Here is a 25582-nt window from a genome sequence, read left to right on the forward strand (position 1 = left end):
CAACACTTGCTCCATCTTCCGTTAACATGCAACCATGGCGTTTCCTCGTCATCGATAGCGAAGAAGGTAAAGCGACACTCGCACCACTCGCAAAATTCAACCAAGTTCAAGTCGAGACATCTTCTGCTGTCATCGCCGTCTTCGGTGATATGAACGCGGTCGATAGCATTGAGACAATCTACGACATGGCTGTTGAAAAAGGGCTTATGCCGCAAGAAGTACGTGATCGCCAAGTACCAGCTATCAAAGGTTTCTACCGTCCAGAAGACGTTGAAACATTACGTGATAGCATCTTGATCGACTCAGGTCTCGTTTCGATGCAATTGATGCTCGTTGCTCGTGCACACGGTTACGATACAAACCCAATCGGTGGTTATGAAAAAGACCAAATCGCAGAAGCATTCGGTCTTGAAAAAGAGCGTTACCTCCCAGTCATGTTGCTTTCAATCGGTAAAGCAGTTGACGCAGGATACCCATCGGTTCGTCTACCAATCGCTGACATCGCAGAGTGGAAATAAGCGATATCACCTAGTCCGGATTCCTTTCATAGGAATCCGGCTTTTTTGTATACTCAAAGAAAAGGAGATGTCAGCGATGTATGATGTGACGATTATCGGAGCTGGTGTAGCAGGAATTTTCCTCGCCCATCAGCTTGTTGAACACGGGCAACGCGTCTTACTGCTCGATGCCGGAAAACCAATCCGTGAACGAACAGTAAAAGATGCGTATCTTGGATTCGCAGGGCTTGGCAAATCAGAAGGAAAATTCAATTATGCGACGGGATTCGGCGGCGAACTCGTCTCAAAAATCGGTGAAGAGACGACACGACAACTGTTCCAAGAAGTCGATGATCTCTTATGTACATATGGTGGAGGCACAGTTGAGACCTATTCCACGCATTCCCCTACTGTAGCGTCTCGTGCCCGTCGAGCCGGTCTGCATACGGTCGAGACGACCGTCCGTCATTTAGGTACGGCACGGACCACTGCCGTCTTCACAGCGTTTGAGGACGCCTTATTACCACGTCTCGATGCCCGGTTCGAAACGACAATCGAGCAGATCACGAAATCGGAGCCGTTTACGATCAAAACAGCGGACGAGATCTTCGTCAGTCAACGAATTGTGTTCGCGACGGGTCGTTCTGGTGCAGACTTTACCTTGCACCAGTTAGCGACGCTTGGTGTCACCCCACAGCGGACTCGACTTGATCTCGGGGTGCGAATTGAGACGGATGAGGCGCTATTTCGGACCTTGTTACAGGAGACGTTCGAGACGAAGCTCGGTTACGACTCGCCTTACGGTCAAGCCGTCACCTACTGCATGAATCCGCGTGGACGGATCATCCGCAAATATCAAGAAGGACTCGTCATGCCGGACGGTCAAAATGTCTATGAGACAGCAGACGGCTCGACAAATCTGAACTTCACGCTATTTCTCCCGCGGTATTTTTCAACACTAGCGAAAGCGAATGCGTATGCCGCACGCATCATTGGCGGAATCAACCAAGGTGGTGATCGCATTCTCGTTCAGCGACTCAGTGATTTCCGAGCATCGCGAGCGACGGCACACGATCAATTGAGTCGTAACACCATTGTCCCTTCCCTAACCGCGTCTCCCGGTAATTTGCATGCAGAAATGCCTGCAGAAGACCTGCTCGTCTTAGAAGGGTTTTTAGAACGCCTTGAGCAACTCCTTGAAGTGGAACTTCCGGGAGATACATTGCTTTATGGACTAGATGGCAAGTTTTACGCTCCGATGCTTGAGACGTCAGAGACGTTTGAGACGACATGTCCCGGTGTCTATGCGATCGGGGATTGTTCCGGTGCGACACACTCGCTTGCACAAGCAGCCGCAAGTGGACTCCATCTTGGACATGCCTTGACGCAAAACAGCCGGTCCCTCTTCGCTTAAGCGGAGAATGACCGGCTTGTCTTATTTCTTGAATGCTTCGTACACTTTCAATTGTTTCCCTTTGACCTTCGTCGTCTTCATCGCCCGGAGGACAAGCGGACCTTTTCCGTTGAGGATATCGACATACGTCAACGTATCCTGAATCGAGATGATGCCGATGTCGTCTGCTGTGACGCCTTCAATCTTTGCAATCGTTCCAACGAAGTCGACGGCACGGAGCTTCTTTTTCTTCCCACCGTTAAAGAACAATTTCATGATGTCCGCATCAAGCTGTTCCGTTTTCGATGAACGCGTATCTTCCGTCGCCATCTTCTCTTCGAATGCATCCGCTGTCCGCATCAAGTCCTTTTCCGTCGGTGCTTGGCGACGAGTCAGCTTCCCTTGATACTGCTCGATTTCCTTTAGGCGACGTTCGTCTGCCGGCGTGACGAGGCTGATTGCTTGTCCTGCCGCTCCTGCCCGTCCCGTCCGACCTGTCCGGTGAACGTAGCTTTCTCGTTCGACAGGGAGATCGTACTGGATGACGTGCGTGATGTTTTCGATATCGATACCGCGTGCCGCGACATCTGTTGCGACGAGAATCCGGAACTTCCCAGCACGGAAGGCTTTCATCGCATCGAGTCGATCGTCTTGTTCCATTCCACCGTGAATTGCTTCAACCGGATAGTCATGTGCGCGGAGACCATTTGCGACGAAATCGACGTGTTCTTTCGTCCGACAGAAGATCATGCAGCGATCCGGGTTTTCAGCAACGAGAACATCCTTCAAAATCGCGAATTTCGTCTTATCCGTTACCGGAATATAACTATGCGTGATTGTCGAAACGACAGTCTCACCCGCTTCGATTCGTTTTGGTGCATCCATGTAGCGATTGCTCAACTGTTCGATGTCTTCCGGGAAAGTCGCAGAGAACAACAGTGTCATCCGCTCTTTTGGTAACTCGGACAAGATGGCATCGACTTGATCGAGGAAGCCCATATTCAGCATTTCATCCGCTTCATCCAAGACGACGTAACGGACTTTCTCAAGCGATAACGTGCCCCGCTCGATATGATCGCGTACGCGTCCCGGTGTGCCGACGACGACGTGCGTCTTTTGTTTGAGCTCTGTGACTTGCCCGCGGAACGGTTGCTTGCCGAAAACGGCAGTCGCTTTGATGCGCTTATAACGGCCGATGTTCATGATGTCTTCTTTGACCTGCAAGGCAAGCTCACGTGTTGGCGTCAAGACTAAGACTTGTGGTTTGTTTTCTTCCCACTCGACGAGTTCACACAGTGGGATCGCAAACGATGCCGTCTTCCCACTCCCTGTCCGTGATTTGACAATGACGTCTTTTCCAGATAATACGACCGGAATGACCGATTGTTGAACTTCGGTTGGTGTCGTGTATCCGAGTTGCTCGATCGAATCGAGAATCGGTGTACTTAAGTTAAAATCATTGAATCGTGTACGTGTCATACAATGTCCTCATTTCTTATCGTAAAAAAAGCTTCCCACCGAAACGATGAGAAGCCCAACGAATTATTTGGATGCTACTTTATCTTTTTTGATTTGCTTACTACGTAATTGACCACACGCTGCATCGATGTCTGTACCGTGTTCAAGACGAACACCACAGTTCAAGCCGTTCTTTTTCAACGTATCGTAGAACGTCGTGATGTCTTCAGACGTACTGCGCTGATATTGACCGTGCTCATCAACTGGGTTGTACGGAATCAAGTTGACATACGTCAGGTGACGTTTGTCTTCGAACAGTTTTGCGAGTTCGACTGCGTGTTCCTTTTGGTCGTTGACGCCACGAAGCAAGATGTACTCGATCGTGATCTTACGGTTCGTCGTTTGAACGTAATAATCGATCGCTGGCATCAATTTCTCAAGCGGGATCGCCCGGTTGATTTTCATGATTTGCGTACGCAATTCATTGTTTGGTGCGTGAAGCGAGATCGCCAAGTTGACTTGGAGTTTCAAGTCAGCAAACTTGTAGATCTTATCTGCCAAACCACTTGTTGAAACCGTGATGTGACGCGCACCGATCGCAAGACCATTGTGGTCCTTGATGACGTTCAAGAAATCGACCATGTTGTCGAAGTTATCGAACGGTTCACCGATACCCATGACGACGACGTGACTGACACGTTCTTCGTTACCGACTGCATCGAGGTGATGTTGAACGTTCATGATTTGCTCAACGATTTCGCCTGCTGACAAGTCGCGGCTCTTCTTGATGAGACCACTTGCACAGAAGCTACAGCCGATGTTACAGCCGACCTGTGTCGTAACACAGACAGAAAGACCGTACTTATGACGCATCAGAACCGTTTCAATCAAGTTGCCATCATATAATTTGAAAAGGAACTTGATTGTTCCATCTGCTGATTCTTGCTTGACCGCTTCTGTCATCGAGTCAATCGTAAAACTCTGATCTAACAACTCAAGGCAATCCTTGTTGACATTCGTCATTTCCGCGAAAGTCGTGACACGTTTACGGTAGAGCCAATCCCATACTTGTTTGGCACGGAACGGTTTGTGCCCTTGATTCGATAACCATTCTGTCATCTGCTCAAGCGTTAATCCATAAATGGATGGTTTATTCATTTCGAAAGACCTCATTTCTTTTTCCAGAACTACAACATTCCTTTATCTTAGTAAAAATCAGCGCGTGACGCAACGTTCAAATCCTAAATGTTCACTTTCTGTAAAGTTTTTGCGCCACTTTCGATCAAATCGACAGACTCCGACGTCCGAATTGAACAAACGCTCCGGTCAAGAAAACGAGACAGAGGACGAGTAAAAGAATAGAATGAAGAAGAAAATGATTCGTTCCTTCTAGTAATTGTGTCGTATTGAATAAGGAGAAGACGGATAGATAACGGAGCCACTCCGTCTTGTCACTTAGTTCCGACAGAATCGTCAGGACGATCGATAGGACAAGCACACTACCGGCAAGCGAAAAAGCACGACGTTCTTCGTCAAATAACGTTGCAACGAATAACGTAAAGGCACCAACCGCAAAGAGTAACAATAGAGCATTGAATTGAATCCGCCATAAGATGACATCATTGATCGAAATATCTGTCATCCACCAGTCCGACATCATCAAGACGAGTCCGTTCAGTCCTACGAGAACTATACTGGCGATACCCATGACAATCGCGACAGCAAGCGTATACGCATTCCGTGTGATCGGGGCTGCGAGATAGACGATTAGTTCTCCGTTGTCGATTGGTCGCGCAACGAGTCGCGCTGCTAATGAAAGCAAGAATAGACTCGCAATGACTTGAAAGATCAGTCCATAATAGTTCCCGCCGAGCAAATCCAGTACATTATTGAATCCTGTCACCTTATCGTATTGAAATGCTTTCAAGACTTCCGGAGGTAATGCTTGAAGTTTTGCTTCTAGTAAACCGGTCTTCATCATTGATGGATATAGCAACGCAAGCATCAATAAGTAGAGACTCGTTCCAATCGCATAAGCAAGCACGGGCTTTCTAACCTGCTTGAATAAAGAGCGGATCAGCAATATCACGACGATTCCTCCTCCCCATAATAATGCAAGAAGACCTGTTCTAAATCATCTGCTGACGGACGAATCAAGCGCACATCGTACTGGGTTAAATAAGCAATCGCCTGATTCAAGCTCAGCGTCTCGTCCGTTTGAAAACTGACTTCTAGCCGCTTCGGTTCAACACCGACTTGCATCGCGAACTGTGCCGCCTCCACCTCTGTTTGGAAGACGATCGTGTACGTCTTTCGACTCGATCGAACCAACTCATGAATATCCGATTCGACGATGATGCGCCCTGCTTTGATTAAAGCCGCTCGATCGCATGATTTTTCCATCTCCGGAAAGTGGTGTGAACTCATTAGAATCGCTTTTCCAGTATGCTTCTCCTGTTCGATCCACTCTAAAAAACGCTCTTGCATCAAAGGATCAAGTCCACTGGTCGGCTCATCGAGTAGATAGACCGGTGCATCCTTCATGAAGCAACCGACTAGTGCCAGTTTTTGTTTCATTCCTTTTGACATCTTGCGGATTTTCGTCTTCGTCTCAAACGGAAATCGTTTCAATAACAGTTGCCGCCGTGCCGGATCGCTACCATGTAGTCGTTGCATCAAATCGAGCATGTCTGCTCCTGTCATGTCTCCAGGTAAACTAATCTCCCCCGGCAAATAACCGACCAACTGCTTCACTTCTTTACTTTGCTTCCAGCAATCAAAGCCACCGATCGTCGCCCTTCCTTCGTCCGCAGCCATTAGTCCCATCAAATGTCGGAGTGTCGTTGATTTTCCGGATCCGTTTGGTCCGATGAAACCGAATATCGTACCCGGATCGACCGTAAAACTGACATCGAATATCCCACGCCCCGGCGCAAATTCCTTTGTCACATGCTCCAAACGGATCATCGTCCGCCCTCCTCATCCCCTATTTTTCTCATCACTATATTGATACCCGTTTTGAAGTAGTTTGTTCGGATCAAAACGATAGATGACGAATCGTTCATCATGATTTTTTTCATAGAGGTCTCGTAATCGAATCTCATCGACTTGCTCGAATACGGTATGTCGTTCTAAATACTCCCGGTATTCATCGGTCGGGTAATACAAGATAAGATCCACTGAACGCGAGGAACGTTCGACCGAACTTAAAATGTGATCGATCACTTTCATGAAAATTTGTGAAGAGAATGGATTGAAGAAATAAAACTTATTCGCCTCATCCGGAATGGTATACTGCTCGGCATACGTCTGTTCAAATCGCAAACTTCCAGAACGCCGCTTCCGTCGACTTTGGTAGTTCGCCATATTCCGAAGTGCGTCCTCATAAAATTGTCCGTTCATCTCGATTCCGATGACGGAACAGTCGAATCGGTCGTGTAAGTAAAAGTTCAAACGCCCTTTCCCACACCCGAAATCGATGACAGTATCCTGTTTTTGAAACAAATACGTTTCGCATAATTCGCCGAGTGCCGCATAAGGCGTTGGTTCATAGCGATTATAGTGACTAAACACACCATAAAGGTGTTGCATCTCAATGGTCTCGATTCGCAATTGTTGATCATATTCCTGTTCATTCATCGTCGTTTGTTCCTTCTTTCCGGCATTCTTTCCCTCATCGTACTATACTGAAGAAGTACGTTACTCGTTTTTTGAAAGGGGATTTTATGATGATCGTCGTTACGAACCGGATTAAAGTCAAAAAAGGGATGGCTGCAGCTCTCGCTCCTCGTTTTACGCGTCCAAGTGGACTTGATACAATGGACGGATTCATCCGTGTCGAGGTCTTATTGACGCAAAACATCGAAGAGCATGATGAGATGAACGTCAACATGTACTGGGAAGACATGAAGAGTTTTCAAGCATGGCGGGAAAGTGACGATTTCAAAGCGTCACATAGTCGACCGGCCAACAGTGAAGCAGGAGAATCACCGATGCTCGGTAGTGAGATTCTGACATATGAAGTCGCTTCGGTCAAAGAACGCGCGCAGTAAACCAAAAAGGACTCGTCTCGAGTCCTTTTTACATACCACTATCAAAATAGCGAAAGGGTCCAATTGTCTTAAATGGTATTTTTTGTTATCATAATGCCAATACAGAGAGAGAGGACCTTTCATGAATTCGTTAACTATATTTGAACAAGCCATTCGTGCCTTACCCGATGATCGAACGTTACGACGGGATGAACTATGGACGGACGATTTTTTATTGCAACAGGAGAATAATCTAACCGTCTATTATTCTCCGATCGGTGAATACGTCAATACAGAGGCAAAAATCGTCATCGTTGGGATCACACCCGGCTTTGAACAGATGCGAATCGCCTTTGAGGAAGCGACGGATGCACTCCATCATGGAGCTTCACTAGAAGAGACAGCACAGCTCGTCAAATATGTAGCCAGTTTTGCCGGAACGATGCGACGTAACCTCGTCCAGATGCTCGATGCACTCGAGCTTCCAGCATTGCTCGGAATCGAGACGACGGCTAGTTTATTCCATCAACATCAAGAATTGTTACATCCGACGTCCCTGTTAAAGCAACCCGTCTTTTATCGAGAAAAAAACTATTCGGGCCATCAACCGAAGATCAGTCGTAGTCCTTTGTTGAGACATTATGCGGAGGAACACTTCGTCGCTGAAATCAATCAGCTGCGAAAACCGACGCTGTTGATTCCACTGGGTCGTGTCGTCGAAGCACAAGTCCGTAGTTTGATTCAGGATGGACGAATCGAACAGCATCAGCTTCTTTCAGGCTTTCCTCATCCATCTGGTGCGAATGGTCATCGAAAGAAACAGTTTGAAGAGAATCAACCGTACTTAATGAAACAGCTCATTCAGTATTTTGCGGAGTAACTCATTCTTTTTTTGTAAAAAATGACGCTATCCTGATCTGGATAGCGTCATTTCAATTTAAACCATTAGTAAACACACATCATTCGCGAACGCTACTGGATCCTCGAGTGGAAGTCCTTCGACAAGCAATGCTTGTTGATACATTAGTTTCGTATAGCGTTCGAATTTCGAACGATCGTTTTGATATGCTGTTTCAAGAGACTCGAACACTGCGTGTGACGGGTTCAATTCAAGAATCTTGACTGCTTCTACCCCTTCATTATTCGGCATCGCCTTCAGAATTTTCTCCATCTCGATTGAGACAGCGCCGTCCGTCGCAAAGCAGACAGGATGCGATTTTAGACGTGTTGAGGCTTTGACTTCCTTGACTTGCCCACTTAGCACTTCCTGCATGGCTTGGAACATCTCTGCTTGTGCGTCCGTCGTCTCCGCTTCTTCTGCTTCAATCCCTAAATCGCTGCTCGTGACCGACTTGAACGTCTTCTCGTTGTATGTCACGAGCATCTGGATCGCGAACTCATCGATCTCTTCCGTGAAGTACAAGATATCATACCCTTTATCACGAACGAGCTCGGATTGTGGTAATTTATCCAGACGATTCGTACTCTCACCAGCGGCGTAGTAAATATGTGCTTGATCTTCCGGCATCGCTGCGACGTATTCTGCGAGTGTGATCAACTTCTTCTCCTTGGCTGAATAGAAGAGGACCAGATCCTGTACCTGTTCTTTATGCATACCGTAATCATTGTACATACCGAACTTCAGCTGACGTCCGAACGCTTGATAGAATGTTTCGTACTTCGTGCGATCCTCGCGCAGGAGGGCTTCGAGTTGTGTCTTGATCTTACTTTGGATATTTTTCGCGATCAATTTCAATTGACGATCGTGCTGCAGTAACTCACGCGAGATGTTGAGCGATAAGTCTTCCGAGTCAACCATCCCTTTGACGAAACTGAAGTGATCTGGCAACAAGTCGCTGCATTTTTCCATGATTAAGACACCGTTGGCATAGAGTTCAAGACCCTTTTCAAATTCCTTCGAATAATAATCGTACGGTGCCTGCTCTGGAATGAATAAGATCGATTGATAACGAACAGCGCCGTCGACACTGATATGAATGTGTTTCGCCGGTGTGTCGAAACCATACCGCTTCTCTTGGTAGAAGTTCGTATAGTCTTCTTCTGTCAGTTCCCGTTTGTTCTTCCGCCAGATCGGCACCATGCTGTTGATCGTCTTGACGACTTCGACCTCTTCCGTTTCGTCACTGCCTTCGATCGACTGACGTTCGAGTTCCTTCATCTCGATCGGATAACGGATGAAATCTGAGTATTTCTTGATGATGCTGCGCAGACGATACGTCTCGAGGTATTCGTCATACGATTCTTCTTCCTCGTTCGCCTTGATGTGGAGCGTAATCTCCGTTCCGACGGTTTCCTTGTCGACTTCCTCGATCGTATAACCTTCGACACCACGCGATTCCCATTTATAAGCGACTGCACTGCCGAACGGTTTCGTAACAACAGTGACGACATCTGCGACCATGAAGGCGGAATAGAATCCGACACCGAATTGACCGATGATATCATGACCATCTTGTGCTTCATTTTCTGCTTTGAAGGCAAGCGATCCACTCTTCGCGATCGTACCGAGATTTTCTTCTAGTTCTTCCTTCGTCATTCCGATTCCCGTATCACGAATGATGAGTTGACGCGCTTCTTTATTTGGTTCGATTGTAATTTTGTAGTGTTCCTTTTCGAACGAAATCGTCTCGTCCGTCAATGCTTTGTAGTACATTTTATCCATGGCGTCACTTGCATTCGAGATCAATTCGCGCAGGAAAATCTCCTTATGCGTATAGATGGAATGAATCATCATCTCCAGCAATCGTTTTGATTCCGCCTTAAATTGTTTCGTTTCCATGCTCATTCTGCCTCCCCTTTTTTAGCACTCAATCATATAGAGTGCTAATTCATCTCCTATTATTAGGGAGTTCGAAATATCTGTCAATCTCCTTTTGCACTGTATGTCGTAACTTTTTCAAGGACAATCATTCCAATTTGACGTAAGTGTTCTGCTGATCCATAGGTGCCATGACTGACGCCGTTTTCATCCTTTCGATTACCGAGACCGATGAACTGCTCACTCGGTTTGAAGTGGAGTCCGACGACGGGTACCTGAAATCGTGACGAGACGCCGACTTGAAAAATCGCGTCCGGATAATCCGTTGGTCGATAGGTTGTCCAATCGATGTCTGGTTCAAGCTTCGCAAATCGTTCCGTATGTTCCTTCCCGAGTAGGATGATTCCTTTTATCGAAAATAGTTCAAGCAGGCGTAACAAAAATGTCTGACCGAACGGACTATCTTTCAACACGCTGCGTTCTTTGATCGCTCCCATGTAATGGTGTGTCGGAAACGGGAAAACATCCAGGTGAATGACCGGATCAAGCGTCTTCTCGTAAAATGACGCACCGAGCCCGTTCAAGAATCCTTCGAGCTTACCGCCACCTGGTCGACCAAACCAAGTCCGGTAAACGTTCGGTTGTTTGAAATAATCGTTAAATCGCCGGATCGAATCTGTCAGCGTTTCCTCCTGCAGATAATCCTCCCATGCCATCGACTTCGGACGTATGAAAAGCGGACCATGCTCGTCAAATCGTAATGCACCTGTTCGGTCTAAAAACTGCGATCGGGATGGGTTCGTCGCGATCGTCACCCAACTGCTACGTGTCGCATCACCAAACCAGAGGACCGGTGTCGTTTGGTCGATCAATTCACTTGCGAATGCACTCTTCTCGAGTGTCATTTGGTACTGGACGGCTTCGTATAATAAGTTTTTAGCAAGTTGCCATTGATCGGATGTCAGCGTTCTCATCTCCCTCTATATAGCGATTGTGCTGTTGTAGATGTACCCCCTATCCTCTAACACTAGACGCATCGATGGGTTTAATCTCCATTTCTCCGGGAATGTTTCATAAGGTGAACGATACGACTTAGGAGGGATTTAACAATGGGTAGACTCGATCAAAAAGTAGCTGTCATTACTGGCTCGGCAACAGGGATTGGACAAGCGACCGCGCTTGTTTTCGCAGAACAGGGAGCAACGGTCGTCTGTGCCGATGTCTCACTTGAAAAAGCACAACAAACAGTAGAACAGATTACACAACAAGGTGGGAAAGCGGAAGCCGTCCATGTCGATGTCTCAGACGTCGATAGTGTCGAGCAACTTGCGAAGCACATCAAAGAGACATACGGTACAGTCGATGTCCTCTTCAACAATGCCGGAATCGATGAACAAGGCGGGAAAGTCCACGAGTATCCCATCGATCTCTTCGACCGGATCATCGCGGTCGACTTGCGCGGCACATTCCTCGTCAGTAAATTCTTGATTCCACTCATGCTTGATAATGGTGGTTCAATCATCAATACGTCATCGATGTCTGGTCGCGCAGCTGACTTGAACCGGTCCGGTTATAACGCAGCGAAAGGCGGGATCGCGAACTTCACGCGCGCGATGGCAATCGATTATGCGCGTCATGGCATTCGTGTCAACTCATTATCACCAGGAACGATCGAAACACCACTCATCGATACACTCGTCGGTGAAAAAGAAAAAGAGCAAGGCAAACAGTTCCGCGATGCGAATGCTTGGATCACACCACTCGGACGACTCGGTAAACCACGCGAGATGGCAACGGTCGCTCTCTTCCTTGCTTCTGACGACAGCTCATATGTCACTGGTGAAGATATCACAGCAGACGGTGGCATCATGGCTTATACATGGCCGGGAGAGATGTTGATTGATTCGAAGTGGAAAGATGAAGCAGAAAAAAGTGAATGAACAACGTGCGGTGTAACCCTTTGGTTGCGCCGCTTTTCTTTTACCTCAAGACGTTCAGCACCGTAAATTATTTTCCGAATTAGTTTACCTCCCTGAAGTATTTTTAACAGGGTACACTACAGGTAAAGGGGGAAATACTTATGCAAACAGCGATTACTTACTTACAACGGTGTCTTCAAATTCCAAGCGTCAACCCGACGGATGGAGAGGAAGCCGTCGCACGTTACGTGTACGATGTACTGGTCGATCATCAGATCTCGACAGAATGGATTGAGGTCTCACCAAAACGAATCTGTCTCGTCGCGACCGTTCCTGCGAGCGAGGAGGTTTCACGTCCTGCTGTCCTCGGATTATCTGGTCATCTCGATACGGTTCCGGTTCAAGGAGACGGCTGGACGAAAGATCCATACGGTGGTGAAATTGAAGACGGTCGCATTTATGGTCGTGGGGCTTCAGATATGAAATCAGGTGTCATGGCGATGGTGCAAGCGCTCATTCAATACAAGGAACGTCAAAACCGTCCGAATACCGTCAAACTTCTGATTACATCCGATGAAGAGAATGGCATGACAGGAGCTCGTCATTTGACCGAACAAGGGCATGCGGATGATTTAGATGCTCTACTGATCACAGAACCGACGAGTGGGATGATTGGTTATGCACAAAAAGGGGTTGTCGGGATAGAAGTAACATGCCGTGGGAAAAGTGCGCACAGCTCTGCCCCGCAACTTGGACGTAATGCGATTGATGACGTATATCGCATCATTCAAGAAGTGAAGTCGGAACGTTTCTCGATCACGGCGAATCATCACTCGGCACTCGGTCCGGTCGTGGCGTCGATCACCTCGATTTCAGGAGGTGAAGGACCGAACGTCGTCCCGAGTCAAGCCTCGTTCTATATGGATATTCGGACGATTCCTGGATTCGGTCGAGCGGATGTTCTTGCTGCCTTTACAGCTATCGAGCGTCGACTTGTTGCAGAAGATCCTGACTTTGATATGAGCGTGATCGTCATCAAGGATATTCCTTCCTGTGAAACCGATGAACAGGCACCTTTCTTGCAACAGGTCGCAGATACGATGGAGCAGGTCAGCGGCGTGACACCACGAAAAATCGCGATTCCAGGTGGAACGGATGGTGCGATGTTCAGCCAAGCAAAAAAAGCATTCCCAATCGCGATTGCTTCTTTCCATGATTTCCGTCTCGCACATCAAGTCGATGAATCGATTCCGTTATCCGAATATGAACAAACGATTGCGTTTTGCTTTAACTTGATCAAAACACCATTACATCAACCTCTTTCATCATACTAAACAAAAAAGGGACGACATTCGGGTGCAATACCCAAAGTCGTCCCTTCTACTTTTACTGTGTCTAGTTTAGTACACACCAAGCTGTGCCAATGCCTCACTTAAATAACTTTGATCACTGCGAAACTGATGACTCGCTTGTCCATTAGACCAACTGATGAAGACACGACCAAGGCGGTCATATCGTAAACGGAGACGTATCACGCCCTGTTCGAATACGACTTCACCGTATAACGACTCATGGACGCGAGCAAAGTTACGGATGAACGCATCATATTGATTAAATGTAACTGAAAACTCGTGTGCACTATCTTGTCCCGTCATCTGAATCGTTAGTTCCTCTTGCTTTGGATATACGTGTAAGATGTCCCACGATATACTGTCTTCTTCTCCTCGAAACACGATGCGATGCTTCATTCGATTTCCACCTCTGAGTTACAGGATATTTACTAGCCTTTCTCGAAAGTAACCGATATCTTCTTCATCCGAAAGGAGTCAACTTATGTCTGATACGCCAAAGACAGGTCCTACCGAACAGTCCGTTGATGCCTTTTTGGCACAAGTCGAACCGCCACTACGTCAAGCAGATGGTATCACGTTACGTCAGTTCTTCGAAGATGTCACGGGATACGAAGCCGTCATTTGGGGATCCTCCTTGATTGGTTTTGGTGCCTATCATTATCGCTATGCCTCCGGTCGCGAGGGCGACAGCTTTTATGTGGGTTTTTCTCCGCGCAAGACGAACCTCGTCCTTTACCTCTCGCTTGGTGAAGACGATGTATCGGAACGACTGCTTGCTAGTCTCGGTACGTATCGACGCGGTAAGTCCTGCCTCTACGTAAAACGACTGACTGACATCGATTTAAACGTACTTCGGGAAATGATTGAGCACTCGATCCGCACGTTACGAGACATGTACCCTTCTTGATTTCAATCAAAAACAGCCGAAGCAGATTCGCTTCGGCTGTTTTTTTGAAATTAATGTCCGCCTTCTGTCCGATCGATATGGCGGATGTGTTTGAGATTGACCCCGATGATGATGACGGATAAGAGGACGAAGCCACTGCCGACATAAAACGGTAGGTTTGCGTTGAAGATTTCAGCCAATTTACCGGCCATAAATGGCGCAATGGCTGCCCCGAGAAAACGTAGGAAACTGTATGCCGCAGATGCTGTCGAACGTTCGACAGGTGCTGCGTCCATGACAGCGGTCGTGATGAGCGTGTTGTTATTCCCAAGCACAGCTCCCGCCAAGATGACACAGACGATGACGACGGCTGGTGTTTCCGTGAAAATCCCCATTAAAAGAAGCAAGATCGCGAATGTGATCAACATCATGATCATCGCTTTGATCGTTCCGAACCATTGTTTCAGTTTCGGAGCCGTTAAGACCGATGTGATCGCAAGTAACATCCCCCAGCCGAGGAAGACGAATCCGAGTCCTTTAGCTGGTAGTTTCATGACGAATGGTGCATAAGCCATGATTGTAAAGAACCCCACGTTATAAAGCGCCGCAACGATCCCAAGCGTCAAGAGCGAACGATGTTTCATCGCTTGGAAAGGTGCTTTTAATGATAACTTCTGTTTCGGTGCAGCAGACGCTGCTGGTTTTGGCATCAAGAAGAGCAAGACGAGAAACGCGATGACCATGATTGTCGCAACACCCATGAATGGTGCGCGCCATGTGATCGAACCGAGTGTTCCGCCTAATAGTGGTCCAATCGAAATCCCAAGACCAACGGCTGCTTCATACAAAATGATGGCTTTGGCTGTTCCGCCTGATGACAGCGAAACGATCGCAGCCAGTGCGGTTGCGACGAACAAAGCGTTCCCAAGTCCCCATCCACCGCGTAACGCGACGAGCGTCCAAATGCTGTCTGCTTGTGAAGCAAAACCAGCAACGGTTGCGATGACGGCAATCCCGAGCATCAATGTTCCTTTTTGACCAATCCGTGATGAGATCGCGCCTGTAATTAACATCGCGAATGCCATGACGGCGTTATAACTTGTAAATAAGAGCGTTACTTCACTTTTTGATGCTTCTAAATTCTCGGCAATTGTCGGTAAGACGGGATTGACGAGCCCCATTCCCATGAATGCTGTGATACTGGCGAAAAAGACCGCCCAGACAGCAACCGGTTGATGGAATAATCCATGTTTGCTTTCTGCTAATACCGTTTCCGGCTCAAGCGTCGTTGTTTTTTCAGCAAGTGCCATAGTGTCCCTTCTTTCTATTGAATGTGTTACATGAACTGTTTAAACGAATGGCGGATGACATCGCCTCGACTAATGATCCCAACAAGACGTCCTGCCTTGAGGATTGGAAGCTTTTTGATCCGTTTTGCGCCAAGTGTCGCTGCAATCTCTTCCATTTCTGTATCAGCGTCCGCTGTTACGACTTTCCGGCGTGCCAGTTCCATGACAGGTCGATTCAAGATGTGACGAATCCGATCTTCATAATCTTCTTCGTCTCCTTTGATGACATCTACGTATAAGAATGTATCGACGATGATGTCCTTGTGTTTTCCAATTGCGCGCATGATATCTCCATCACTGATATACCCGACGACCTCCTGCTCGGCGTTGATGACAGGTACGCCGCTAATACCAGATTGAATGAATCGTTCGATGACCGTACGAATCAGATCTGTATCGTTTACCGTGATGACCTCTTGTTTCATCGACTCATAAGCTTTCATCTGAATTCTCCTTTGTCGTTCGTTTCTCATCTACGAAAGTTGTATGATACAATTAAAAGAACAAAAATGATTGTATAATACAACTACAACTCTGTCAAGCCTCCTGCTTTTCGCATTGACAGCTTATCCACATTGGGTAATCATGAGGGACAGAGAGACTTTTTCGAAAGGGGAGATACCCGATGTCTCAACAATCACTTGAAACCATTGAATTGGAGTTAGCGATTCTGATCCGGCGCTTAACGACAGCGACGGCAGACAATCGTAATTTGGATCGTGCTTCTTATCTCTTACTGCGACAATTAGCAGATTCCGGCAACGTCGGTGTCAAAACACTTGCCCGCGAACTTCAGTTGGATGTCTCAACCGTCAGTCGCCAAGCAGCGGCACTCGATCAGAAGCAACTCGTTGAAAAAGTAAAAGATCCGACGGATGGTCGTGCCTTCTTTTATCACATCACAGATAAAGGACAACAAGAACTTACCATCTATCGAACAGCACGTCTCGCAAGCATCGAACGTCTACTGACAGACTGGCCAGCAGATGATGCGGAAGATTTCGGACGCCTGTTGCAACAATTTAATCGTGCCTTGCGTGAACGATAACGGAATCATATCATTTAAAGAACGGACACGAAATCAATCGATTTCGTGTCCGTTCTTTTTTCGTCCATCATTCATCATGTTTGAGAAACTTGACAGACTGAACGAATTTGCGCGATATGTTCGGGTGACGTTCGGCAACAACCGCCGATCAATCGTGCCCCCGCCTCATACCATGTTTTCGAGACGGTTTGGAACGACGTACACTGATTCGTACCTGACCATGTTTTTGCGACCGGATCATAGACCTCACCAGAGTTCGGATAGACGATGATTGGCACATCCGTCAACGCCTTGACGTGACGGATAAAATCGGTCGCGTAAGATGCTGGAAAACAATTTGCACCGATTGCTGCGAGCTGTGGATGTTGTCCGACCGTTTCAATACAAGTCGCAAGTGCCGTTCCTTCACTAATGTGCGTCGCATCTTGAAGCGAGAACGTCAGCCAAGCGGACACTTCCGGATACGTTTCAAGAATCCGGAACAACACGACAGCTTCCTCGAGCGACGGAATCGTCTCGAATGCCAGCAGATCTGCCCCCGCTTCAATCAACGCTTCAATCCGTGGTCTGTGGAAGGCTTCTAGCACATCTACTGATACCCCATAATGACCGCGATACTCAGAACCATCTGCTAAGTAAGCACCATAAGGACCTACTGATCCCGCGATCAATGCGTCACTCTTTCCGATACGCGTGCGTGCGTTTTGCGCCAAGGTGACCGTTTGTCGGATCAGTTTCTCTGCTTCCTCGGTTGAAATGTGACGTTGCTTGAATCCTTCGATACTTGCTTGATAACTTGAAGTGATCGCAACATCGGCACCTACTTCAAAGTAATCACGATGGACACGCTCAATCTGTTCCGGCGCTTCAATCAAGAGACGTGCTGACCAAAGCGGGTCGTTCAGGTCGAATCCCTTCTGTTCAAGTTCGGTTGCAAGGGCACCATCTAAAATAAGAAAGGGAACTTCTTGTAATCGTTGATCAACTGGATTTTTGATTCGGGACATCTTCAACACTCCGTTTCTGAGAAGAATTCGTGAACGCATGAACGACATAACAGATCACGATGAATGGAATACCACAGTACAAGGCAATTCGTTGTGTCGGATCAAATCCGATACCAATCAAGGAAATCAAACAAACGACGAGAGCGGCAATCGGTACGAATGGAAAAAGTGGTGTGCGATAGACCAATTCGTCGACCGTATGCCCTTCACGGAGGAATTGTTTCCGGAAACGATACTGGGCAACGCTGATACTCATCCAAACGACGACGACAGCGAGACCAGAAATCGAGACGAGCGCGATATAAACACTTCCTGCCGCATAAATACTAGACAGCAAGGCAAGTCCTCCGCCAAGCATGCTGAACAATACAGCTCGAAGCGGTACCCCACTTGGTGTCACCTGGGCGAAGAAGCGTGGAATCATGCGTTCGTTCGCAAGCGACCAGAGCATCCGAGAGGCGGCGTAAAGTCCAGAGTTCGCTGCTGACAAGATTGCTGTCAAAATGACAAAGTTCATCACGTCTGCTGCGTAGGGAATTCCGATCCGTTCAAATACGGCGACGAACGGACTTTCGAGCACACCTTTCCCTTCCGTTGGCAATAAGACGGCTAACACGATGATCGTACCGACGAAGAAGAGAACGAGTCGCAAAATCGTCGTCCGGATCGCAAGCGGAATCGTCCGCTTCGGATCAACTGCTTCACCCGCTGCGACACCAATCAATTCCGTTCCCGAGTAAGCAAAGTTCACGGCAAGCATCGTCATGAAGATGGCGAAAGCGCCATTTGGGAATAATCCACCTTCCGTTAAGGAAGAAAAGAATGGGGCTGGGCTACCATCTTGCAGTGGAATGAAGCCGACGATCGCTCCCGCACCAAGTAAAATGAAAGCAATGATCGTCACGACCTTAATGGCGGAAAACCAAAACTCGACTTCAGCGAACACACGGACCTTTAAGACATTGATACCAAGGATCATCGCAGCGAACAATGCGCTGAACACCCAGACCGGAATCGACGGGAACCAACGTTGCATCAAAATGCCTGCCGCCGTGAATTCTGAACCAAGGGCGACCGTCCATGTCAGCCAGTAGAGCCAGGCGACTGTATAACCTGTGCCGGGTCCGATGTACTTCGTTGCGTACTTATGGAATGATCCGGTTTCCGGCATGTGAACGGCGAGTTCACCGAGACTTAACATGACTAAGTAAACGACGACGGCCCCGATCAAATACGATAAAATCGTTCCGACGCGTCCTGCTTGTTCCAACGTATAACCTGTACTTAAAAATAACCCTGTTCCGATAACACCACCTAACGACAGCATGATCAGATGACGTGATTCCATCTTGCGTCGAAACGCTCCGCTCGTTTTCATGAATCCATTTCCTCCTCGTTCCACCTATTTCAAACAAAAAACGCATCCTCACGGATGCGTCGGTCGACAATTCGGAAATCTTATCGATCGGGTGCAGCACCCGCAGGAATTAGCACAGTATCTTTCGACCTGTTGCTGAGGTTTCATAGGGCCAGTCCCTCCACCTCTCTGGATAAGTATGTAATTGTTCCTAACCATATCAGAATGCAGATAATTCAGTCAACAAGCAGTTCTCGATTTTTTTGATAAATCCATAAATTAGATTCAATCAGTTGAAGGTGACGTGGAGAGCGTGTTTCGAGCAACGTGCTAAAGAAATGTTCCACTTCGACAGGCTGACCCTTTTCCATGTCCCGTAACATCGACGATTTCATCGTGTCTTCCATTGCATGCATCTGCTTCAGCAAGACCGCTTCTACATCATCATTGAAAATTGCACCTTGTTCTTCCATCGCTTGTTTCGCTTCCTTCATGACGTCTTGAATCATCTGATAACCAATTGGGTCCTTGCGAACTGGACCGATGGCAGAGCGAAATAGTGTCGTCACGCCCGCAAATGTCGAAATGAAGAGGTACTTTTGCCACATGTCATCCATGATATGCATCGAGTACGCCATCGGTGCCTTCGCTTTCGCAAAACGTGTTGCAATCTCCTCTAAACGCGCTGTTGGTTTACCGGTTCGTGAACCAAACAATAGCCGATGAGACGGGCTTGTCTGTACAATACGCCCTTCTGCATCAAGCGTCGATTCGATGAAGCAAAGCCCTCCCAGTACTCGATCTTCTCCGAAGACTTCTGTTAACCGGCGAATATGACGCATCCCGTTCAATAAGGGAATGATATATGTATCTTCCGAAATGAATGGCGCAAGATCCTGTAAGACGTCATCCAAGTGATAGGCTTTCGTAGAAAGTAAGACGACATCAAATGTGTGATTTGGTCGCATGTCTCGTGTCACTAACTGAGGCGTGATCGTGATATCACCATGAGGACTAGTAATCTGTAACCCTGTCTTTTGTAATTGTTCATAGCGCTTCGGACGAACAAAGAATGTCACCTGTTCCCCTTGCTCAGCAAGACGTCCCCCGAAATAACCTCCAACTGCTCCTGCACCTACGACTAAAACATGCATATGCATTACCTCCTTTTTAACTAATCGATTCGTTACTTACTCCTTCACCCTAACATATCGGAAACCATTTTCCTGATTCCTACTTGAATCACTAAAATGTAAGTTAAGCGTTTGCATTTTAGAAAAAAACGTTTATACTAACTTGTATACAAGTATACTCACTCTAGAAATCAGGTGATTCCATGTCAGAACTGTTATACCCCCTGAAGTGGTTAGCGAAAGCTTCCGCCGGAGATCGTGTTGCACACGAGTTACGGATGCGGATTATTTCAGGAAAGATTGAAAGCGGTACCATCTTATCTGAGAATAAATTAGCCTCTGATTTTTCAGTCAGTCGCTCTCCTGTCCGGGATGCGTTAAAGGTCCTTGCATCCGAACAATTGATTCGTCTCGAACGAATGGGAGCGGTCGTCGTCGGTTTGTCCGAGCGCGACATTCAGGAAATCTATGATGTCCGGTTGCTCATCGAAACATTCGTCTTCGAGCGACTCGTCAAAATCGAACGGTCTGAACTCGTCCGTGAGCTCAGTAAAATTCTAGAAATGATGAAAGTTGCCATCAAATACAAGGATGCCGATGAATTTTCCTTCCAGGACGTACTGTTTCATGAAACAATCATCCGCTCGATCGATCATGGGTATGTCAGCATGATTTGGCAAAATCTTAAACCGGTCATGGAAAGTTTCATCCTCCTATCGATGCGGGTACGATTCGAGGAAGACATCGAAGACTTCGAACGCATTCTCGCGAACCACGCCTTGTATATCGAAGCGATCGAGACAGGGGATCGTGAACGGATGGTTGCTTCCTTACATCAGAACTTTGATGACGTCCAGGAAGTCGAAGATCTCTGGAAAACGCAACAAATGATGTCGAAAGGAGTCGATTCACATGACTGAATACATGTTAGGCGTCGATATCGGTACGACGAGTACGAAAGCAGTCTTATTTACGACAAAAGGAGAGGTTGTCGGACAAACGAATGTCGGTTACCCACTCCACACACCAAACCGTTCGACGGCGGAGCAGGATCCGGAAGAAATTTTTGATGCTGTACTCGAATCGATCCGTTTGATCACAAAACGTCATCCAAGCATGCCACCAAAGTTCGTCGCGTTCAGTAGTGCTATGCACAGCTTGATCGCGATGGACGCACAGCATCAGCCATTGACTGCCTGCATCACATGGGCGGACAGTCGGAGTGAAGCATGGTCGAACAAGATTAAGGAACAATACGGTTTCTCGATCTATCACCGGACCGGGACACCGATCCATCCGATGTCACCGCTCAGCAAAATCAGTTGGCTCGTCGAAGATCGTCCGGAGCTCCACGCTCAAACGAAAAAATATGTCGGGATCAAGGAATTTGTTTTCCAAAGACTTTTCGGCAGATATGTCATCGACCACTCTCTCGCTTCAGCAACCGGTCTCTTTAATATTCATGAATTAGGCTGGGATACGGGCGCGTTACATGTCGCAGGGATCGATGCAAGCTATTTATCAGAACCCGTACCGACGACGACGTCATGCACTGGACTGAATGTCGATTACGCACGACAAATGGGACTATCCGTTGATACGCCGTTCTTAGTCGGTGCTAGTGACGGTGTCCTCTCCAATCTAGGCGTCAACGCGATTCGCAAAGGGGAAATTGCGATCACGATCGGAACGAGCGGTGCTATCCGAACGATCATTGATCGTCCGCAGACCGATGAAAAAGGACGGACATTTTGTTACGCACTGACCGAGGACCACTGGGTCATCGGCGGACCCGTCAATAATGGCGGAATGGTCTTACGGTGGATCCGAGACGAACTCGCTTCAGCCGAAGTCGAAACAGCAAAACGTCTCGGCATCGATCCGTATGCTGTCCTGACGAAGATTGCCGAACGTGTCCGCCCAGGATCCGACGGACTGTTGTTTCATCCTTACTTGTCCGGTGAACGGGCACCACTGTGGAATCCAGATGTCAGCGGTTCATTCTTCGGCTTGACGCTTTCGCACAAAAAAGAGCATATGATCCGGGCAGCACTAGAAGGGGTCATCTACAATCTCTATACCGTCTTCCTCGCACTCGTCGAGTGTATGGACGGTCCTGTGACACGAATTCAGGCAACCGGTGGATTTGCCCGTTCTGAAGTCTGGCGCCAAATGATGGCGGATATCTTTGAGTCGGAAGTCGTCATTCCGGAAAGCTTTGAAAGTTCATGTCTCGGTGCTTGTATTCTCGGACTGTATGCAACAGGGGAAATCGATTCGTTCGAAGTCGTGTCCGAGATGATCGGGGAAACACATCGCCATGTACCAAATGAAGAAGCGATGCATGAATATCGTCAGCTCTTACCAATTTTCATTAGTCTGGCGCGGACATTGTCTGAGGATCACAAACGAATCGCTGCGTATCAACGGAGCTTGATTCAAAAAGAAAACTAACTTAATCTTTTGGGGGAAGTCATCATGCCATTAGTCATCGTAGGAATTGGGATCGTCGCGTTACTCGTTCTCATCATGGGGTTGAAATTAAATACATTTGTCTCACTCATCATCGTTTCCTTTGGCGTTGCACTACTGCTCGGCATGCCGCTCGATCAGATCGTCAAGACGATCGAAGCTGGTATCGGCGGAACGCTTGGTCACCTCGCATTGATCTTTGGTCTTGGTGCCATGCTTGGAAAGCTGATCGCTGACGCCGGGGGGGCGCAGCGAATCGCCATGACGCTTGTCGCTCGATTCGGGGAAAAGAACATCCAATGGGCAGTCGTCGTCGCTTCATTCATCATCGGGATCGCCCTCTTCTTCGAAGTCGGACTCGTCCTGTTGATTCCAATCGTCTTTGCGATTTCACGTCAGCTCCGCGTCTCGATCCTGTATCTCGGGATCCCGATGGTCGCAGCCCTGTCTGTCACGCACGGCTTCTTACCACCTCACCCGGGTCCGACCGTCATCGCTGGGGAATATAAAGCCAATATCGGGGAAGTCTTATTGTATGGTTTCATCGTTGCTGTTCCGACAGTCATCATCGCCGGTCCTATCTTTACGAAAATCGCGAAACGACTCGTCCCTGAATCGTTTACACGGACAGGAAATATTGCGTCACTCGGGGAACAAAAAGAATTTGATTTAGACGAGACACCAGGTTTTGGCATCAGTGTTTTCACGGCGATGCTACCGGTTCTTTTGATGTCGGTCGCAACAATCTTCACGCTTTTACAAGAAACTCTCGGCTGGGGTGAAAATAGCGTCATCTCGGCAATCGAGTTCATCGGGAACGCCTCGACGGCAATGTTGATTTCTTTGCTCGTCGCGGTCTACACGATGGGGATCGCGCGTAAGATTCCGATGCAAACGGTCATGGAATCTTGTACGACGGCAATTGCTCAAATCGGGATGATGCTATTGATCATCGGCGGTGGCGGTGCCTTCAAACAAGTCTTGATTGACGGTGGTGTTGGGACGTTCGTCGCGCAATTATTTGAAGGGTCAGCGTTATCTCCGATTCTACTCGCTTGGTTGATCGCTGCGATTCTCCGAATCTCACTTGGTTCCGCGACAGTCGCTGCCCTCTCAACAGCAGGTCTCGTCATTCCCTTACTAGAGCAATCCGACGTCAACTTAGCGCTCGTCGTTCTCGCGACTGGTGCGGGTAGTCTGATTGCTTCACACGTCAATGATGCAGGCTTCTGGATGTTTAAAGAGTATTTCGGATTATCATTAAAAGAAACGTTTGCGACATGGACTGTGCTTGAGACGATCATTTCCGTTTGTGGACTTGGGTTCGTTCTTCTTCTCAGCCTCGTCGTCTAAGAAAAGGAGTCGTTCTACTTATGCAACATTCTATTGGAGTCATCGGGCTTGGTGTCATGGGACGCAACCTGGCACTGAATATGGCGAGTCAGCAAGAAGAGGTCGCCATCTATAACTACACACGTGATTTAACGGACGATCTCGTCGCACATGATGAGGGACTACCTCTTCATCCGTACTATGACATTGAAGCATTCGTTCAATCACTCGCTCGCCCACGTAAAATCTTCATGATGGTCACGGCTGGTAGCGCGATTGATTCAGTCATCGAATCGTTACTTCCGCATCTCGAAACAGGCGATATCATCATGGATGGTGGGAACTCTCACTTCCTCGATACAGAGCGTCGTTTCGACGAGTTACAACGCCACGGGATCGAATACATCGGCGTCGGTGTATCGGGTGGTGAAGTCGGTGCGCGGACTGGTCCTGCGATCATGCCGGGTGGATCGAAAGAAGCTTACGAACATGTCGCACCGATCTTGACGAAGATCGCCGCTCACGTCGAAGGAGATCCATGTTGTGTCTATATTGGTCCAAAAGGCGCTGGTCACTTCGTCAAGATGGTCCATAACGGAATCGAGTATGCGGACATGCAACTGATCGCTGAAGCGTATAGCTTCCTCCGTTTCCGCCTCGGACTCGATGTCACGGAAGTCGCGGACATCTTCGCCGAGTGGAACGAAGGTGAACTGAAAAGTTATCTGATTGAGATCACAGCGGACATTCTCCGGAAAACGGATGATGAGACTGGCCAACCATTGATTGATGTCATTCTCGATCAAGCCGGTCAAAAAGGAACTGGAAAATGGACGAGCCTGCAAGCCATTGATAATGGGATCGCCTCTTCGATCATTACAGAAGCCCTGTTCGCGCGTTACCTTTCAGCTATTAAAGAAGAACGCGTCGCAGCGTCTGCTGTTCTAAAGGGTCCAGAAGACTTGTCAACGCTTGAGCGAGATACGTGGATCGAACGGATCCGTCAAGCGCTTTATATGGGGAAAGTCGCCGCATACGCGCAAGGCTTCACCCAGTACCGGACGTCGTCTGAGTTGTATGACTGGAATTTACGCCTTGAGGAGATTGCCTTGATCTTCCGTGGCGGATGTATCATCCGGGCCGACTTCTTGAACGTCATCAGTGAAGCGTTTAAAAACGACGCGAACCTCTCGAACTTGATGCTCGCCCCGTTCTTCGCTGAGAAAGTACAGGCGTACCAAAAATCGTTACGTCACGTCGTTGCCGAGGGAGCGTTATCTGGTTTTGCACTCCCATCTCTATCGACGTCACTGACGTATTACGATAGCTACCGGACAGCGAATTCGAATGCCAACATGTTGCAAGCACAACGTGATTATTTCGGCGCTCACACGTATGCCCGAACAGACCGCGAAGGCATTTTCCATACGGACTGGCAATAAGGAATACAGCTCCCGACTCCTGTTTCATTTAGGAGTCGGGAGTTCTTTTTTTGTTCACACAATCTTTCCTGAAATAAGAAATTACCGATTATACCTTGACAAAAGTGTTGGTCTATATGAAATTAGT

The 25582-nt window shown here is 47.8% G+C and carries 25 protein-coding genes and 1 riboswitch; of the genes, 12 read left to right on the plus strand and 13 right to left on the minus strand.

The window, feature by feature from the left end; all coding sequences use genetic code 11:
* Both ACHWTJ_RS01330 and ACHWTJ_RS01335 read left to right on the plus strand, forming a co-directional pair.
* Positions 1–518: nitroreductase family protein (locus ACHWTJ_RS01330; protein ID WP_294748987.1), on the plus strand; the 518-nt coding region annotated here is incomplete at its 5' end.
* A 76-nt stretch (positions 519–594) separates the two neighbouring features.
* The gene (locus ACHWTJ_RS01335) at positions 595–1911 is read left to right on the plus strand and encodes an NAD(P)/FAD-dependent oxidoreductase (RefSeq protein WP_394678977.1); all 1317 of its coding nucleotides are present in this window, start codon (positions 595–597) and stop codon (positions 1909–1911) included.
* A gap of 21 nt (positions 1912–1932) precedes the next feature.
* Here ACHWTJ_RS01335 and ACHWTJ_RS01340 read toward each other — a convergent pair whose 3' ends face one another.
* From ACHWTJ_RS01340 to ACHWTJ_RS01360, 5 genes are all read right to left on the minus strand, one after another.
* On the minus strand, positions 1933–3369 hold the full coding sequence (locus tag ACHWTJ_RS01340; RefSeq protein WP_394678978.1) for a DEAD/DEAH box helicase: 1437 nt from the start codon (positions 3367–3369) through the stop codon (positions 1933–1935).
* Positions 3370–3432: 63 nt separating this feature from the next.
* On the minus strand, positions 3433–4506 hold the full coding sequence (gene rlmN / locus ACHWTJ_RS01345) for a 23S rRNA (adenine(2503)-C(2))-methyltransferase RlmN (RefSeq protein WP_023469793.1): 1074 nt from the start codon (positions 4504–4506) through the stop codon (positions 3433–3435).
* 124 nt (positions 4507–4630) lie between these two features.
* Entirely contained in the window at positions 4631–5437 is an 807-nt protein-coding gene (locus ACHWTJ_RS01350; RefSeq protein WP_394678979.1) for an ABC transporter permease subunit, read from the minus strand.
* Positions 5434–6315 carry an ABC transporter ATP-binding protein gene (locus tag ACHWTJ_RS01355; RefSeq protein ID WP_294749810.1) on the minus strand — a complete coding sequence of 294 codons (882 nt, stop codon included), beginning with the start codon at positions 6313–6315 and terminating at the stop codon, positions 5434–5436. The genes ACHWTJ_RS01350 and ACHWTJ_RS01355 overlap by 4 nt, the downstream gene beginning before the upstream one ends.
* Before the next feature lie 12 nt (positions 6316–6327).
* Positions 6328–6987, minus strand: a complete 660-nt coding sequence (locus ACHWTJ_RS01360; RefSeq protein ID WP_294740112.1) for a methyltransferase — start codon at positions 6985–6987, stop codon at positions 6328–6330.
* An 89-nt stretch (positions 6988–7076) separates the two neighbouring features.
* On the opposite strand from ACHWTJ_RS01360, the gene ACHWTJ_RS01365 reads away from it, so the two are divergent.
* Positions 7077–7400, plus strand: a complete 324-nt coding sequence (locus tag ACHWTJ_RS01365) for a heme oxygenase (RefSeq protein ID WP_035411837.1) — start codon at positions 7077–7079, stop codon at positions 7398–7400.
* Between the two features lie 121 nt (positions 7401–7521).
* On the plus strand, positions 7522–8259 hold the full coding sequence (locus ACHWTJ_RS01370) for a hypothetical protein (RefSeq protein WP_294740113.1): 738 nt from the start codon (positions 7522–7524) through the stop codon (positions 8257–8259).
* Between the two features lie 57 nt (positions 8260–8316).
* Here ACHWTJ_RS01370 and htpG read toward each other — a convergent pair whose 3' ends face one another.
* Together htpG and ACHWTJ_RS01380 are read right to left on the minus strand one after the other, a co-directional pair.
* Positions 8317–10179 (minus strand): molecular chaperone HtpG, encoded by a 1863-nt coding sequence (gene htpG / locus ACHWTJ_RS01375; RefSeq protein WP_294740114.1) that lies wholly within the window; start codon positions 10177–10179, stop codon positions 8317–8319.
* An 83-nt stretch (positions 10180–10262) separates the two neighbouring features.
* Complete coding sequence (locus ACHWTJ_RS01380; RefSeq protein WP_394678980.1) at positions 10263–11132, minus strand: hypothetical protein; 870 nt, start codon at positions 11130–11132, stop codon at positions 10263–10265.
* Between the two features lie 135 nt (positions 11133–11267).
* On the opposite strand from ACHWTJ_RS01380, the gene ACHWTJ_RS01385 reads away from it, so the two are divergent.
* Together ACHWTJ_RS01385 and ACHWTJ_RS01390 are read left to right on the plus strand one after the other, a co-directional pair.
* Positions 11268–12098 carry an SDR family oxidoreductase gene (locus ACHWTJ_RS01385; RefSeq protein ID WP_394678981.1) on the plus strand — a complete coding sequence of 277 codons (831 nt, stop codon included), beginning with the start codon at positions 11268–11270 and terminating at the stop codon, positions 12096–12098.
* Between the two features lie 140 nt (positions 12099–12238).
* On the plus strand, positions 12239–13411 hold the full coding sequence (locus ACHWTJ_RS01390) for a M20 family metallopeptidase (RefSeq protein WP_394678982.1): 1173 nt from the start codon (positions 12239–12241) through the stop codon (positions 13409–13411).
* A 66-nt stretch (positions 13412–13477) separates the two neighbouring features.
* Here the strand turns inward: ACHWTJ_RS01390 and ACHWTJ_RS01395 are convergent, their stop codons facing one another.
* Entirely contained in the window at positions 13478–13825 is a 348-nt protein-coding gene (locus tag ACHWTJ_RS01395) for a hypothetical protein (RefSeq protein ID WP_294748971.1), read from the minus strand.
* 85 nt (positions 13826–13910) lie between these two features.
* Here ACHWTJ_RS01395 and ACHWTJ_RS01400 point away from each other — a divergent pair, with 85 nt between their 5' ends.
* Positions 13911–14336 carry a DUF1801 domain-containing protein gene (locus tag ACHWTJ_RS01400; RefSeq protein ID WP_294740118.1) on the plus strand — a complete coding sequence of 142 codons (426 nt, stop codon included), beginning with the start codon at positions 13911–13913 and terminating at the stop codon, positions 14334–14336.
* A gap of 50 nt (positions 14337–14386) precedes the next feature.
* Here ACHWTJ_RS01400 and ACHWTJ_RS01405 read toward each other — a convergent pair whose 3' ends face one another.
* On the minus strand, positions 14387–15625 hold the full coding sequence (locus ACHWTJ_RS01405) for an MFS transporter (protein WP_035411817.1): 1239 nt from the start codon (positions 15623–15625) through the stop codon (positions 14387–14389).
* 26 nt (positions 15626–15651) lie between these two features.
* Positions 15652–16107: a CBS domain-containing protein gene (locus tag ACHWTJ_RS01410; RefSeq protein WP_035395501.1), complete on the minus strand. Its 456-nt coding sequence runs from the start codon at positions 16105–16107 to the stop codon at positions 15652–15654.
* A 182-nt stretch (positions 16108–16289) separates the two neighbouring features.
* Between ACHWTJ_RS01410 and ACHWTJ_RS01415 the strand changes: the two genes are divergently transcribed.
* Positions 16290–16712, plus strand: a complete 423-nt coding sequence (locus ACHWTJ_RS01415) for a MarR family winged helix-turn-helix transcriptional regulator (RefSeq protein ID WP_035411811.1) — start codon at positions 16290–16292, stop codon at positions 16710–16712.
* Between the two features lie 74 nt (positions 16713–16786).
* On the opposite strand, the gene mmuM is transcribed toward ACHWTJ_RS01415, so the two are convergent.
* The 3 genes from mmuM to ACHWTJ_RS01430 form a co-directional block, all read right to left on the minus strand.
* A complete protein-coding gene (gene mmuM / locus ACHWTJ_RS01420; protein WP_294749806.1) occupies positions 16787–17719 on the minus strand; it encodes a homocysteine S-methyltransferase in 933 nt (310 codons plus the stop codon).
* Positions 17694–19097 carry an amino acid permease gene (locus ACHWTJ_RS01425; protein ID WP_294749805.1) on the minus strand — a complete coding sequence of 468 codons (1404 nt, stop codon included), beginning with the start codon at positions 19095–19097 and terminating at the stop codon, positions 17694–17696. The genes mmuM and ACHWTJ_RS01425 overlap by 26 nt, the downstream gene beginning before the upstream one ends.
* 77 nt (positions 19098–19174) lie before the next feature.
* A riboswitch (SAM riboswitch) is annotated at positions 19175–19276 on the minus strand.
* 36 nt (positions 19277–19312) lie between these two features.
* Positions 19313–20230: a ketopantoate reductase family protein gene (locus tag ACHWTJ_RS01430; RefSeq protein ID WP_394678983.1), complete on the minus strand. Its 918-nt coding sequence runs from the start codon at positions 20228–20230 to the stop codon at positions 19313–19315.
* A gap of 182 nt (positions 20231–20412) precedes the next feature.
* On the opposite strand from ACHWTJ_RS01430, the gene ACHWTJ_RS01435 reads away from it, so the two are divergent.
* From ACHWTJ_RS01435 to gnd, 4 genes are read left to right on the plus strand one after another with little or no spacing between them, the layout of a single operon-like run.
* Positions 20413–21129 carry a GntR family transcriptional regulator gene (locus ACHWTJ_RS01435; protein WP_029342993.1) on the plus strand — a complete coding sequence of 239 codons (717 nt, stop codon included), beginning with the start codon at positions 20413–20415 and terminating at the stop codon, positions 21127–21129.
* On the plus strand, positions 21122–22663 hold the full coding sequence (gntK, locus tag ACHWTJ_RS01440) for a gluconokinase (RefSeq protein WP_294748957.1): 1542 nt from the start codon (positions 21122–21124) through the stop codon (positions 22661–22663). Before ACHWTJ_RS01435 ends, gntK begins: the two co-directional genes overlap by 8 nt.
* A 24-nt stretch (positions 22664–22687) precedes the next feature.
* On the plus strand, positions 22688–24034 hold the full coding sequence (locus ACHWTJ_RS01445; RefSeq protein ID WP_294740124.1) for a GntP family permease: 1347 nt from the start codon (positions 22688–22690) through the stop codon (positions 24032–24034).
* Positions 24035–24054: 20 nt separating this feature from the next.
* Positions 24055–25455: a decarboxylating NADP(+)-dependent phosphogluconate dehydrogenase gene (gene gnd, locus ACHWTJ_RS01450; RefSeq protein WP_394678984.1), complete on the plus strand. Its 1401-nt coding sequence runs from the start codon at positions 24055–24057 to the stop codon at positions 25453–25455.
* Positions 25456–25582: the final 127 nt, after the last annotated feature.

Origin of the sequence: uncultured Exiguobacterium sp., from assembly GCF_964277885.1 — a bacterium.
Taxonomy (GTDB): domain Bacteria; phylum Bacillota; class Bacilli; order Exiguobacteriales; family Exiguobacteriaceae; genus Exiguobacterium_A.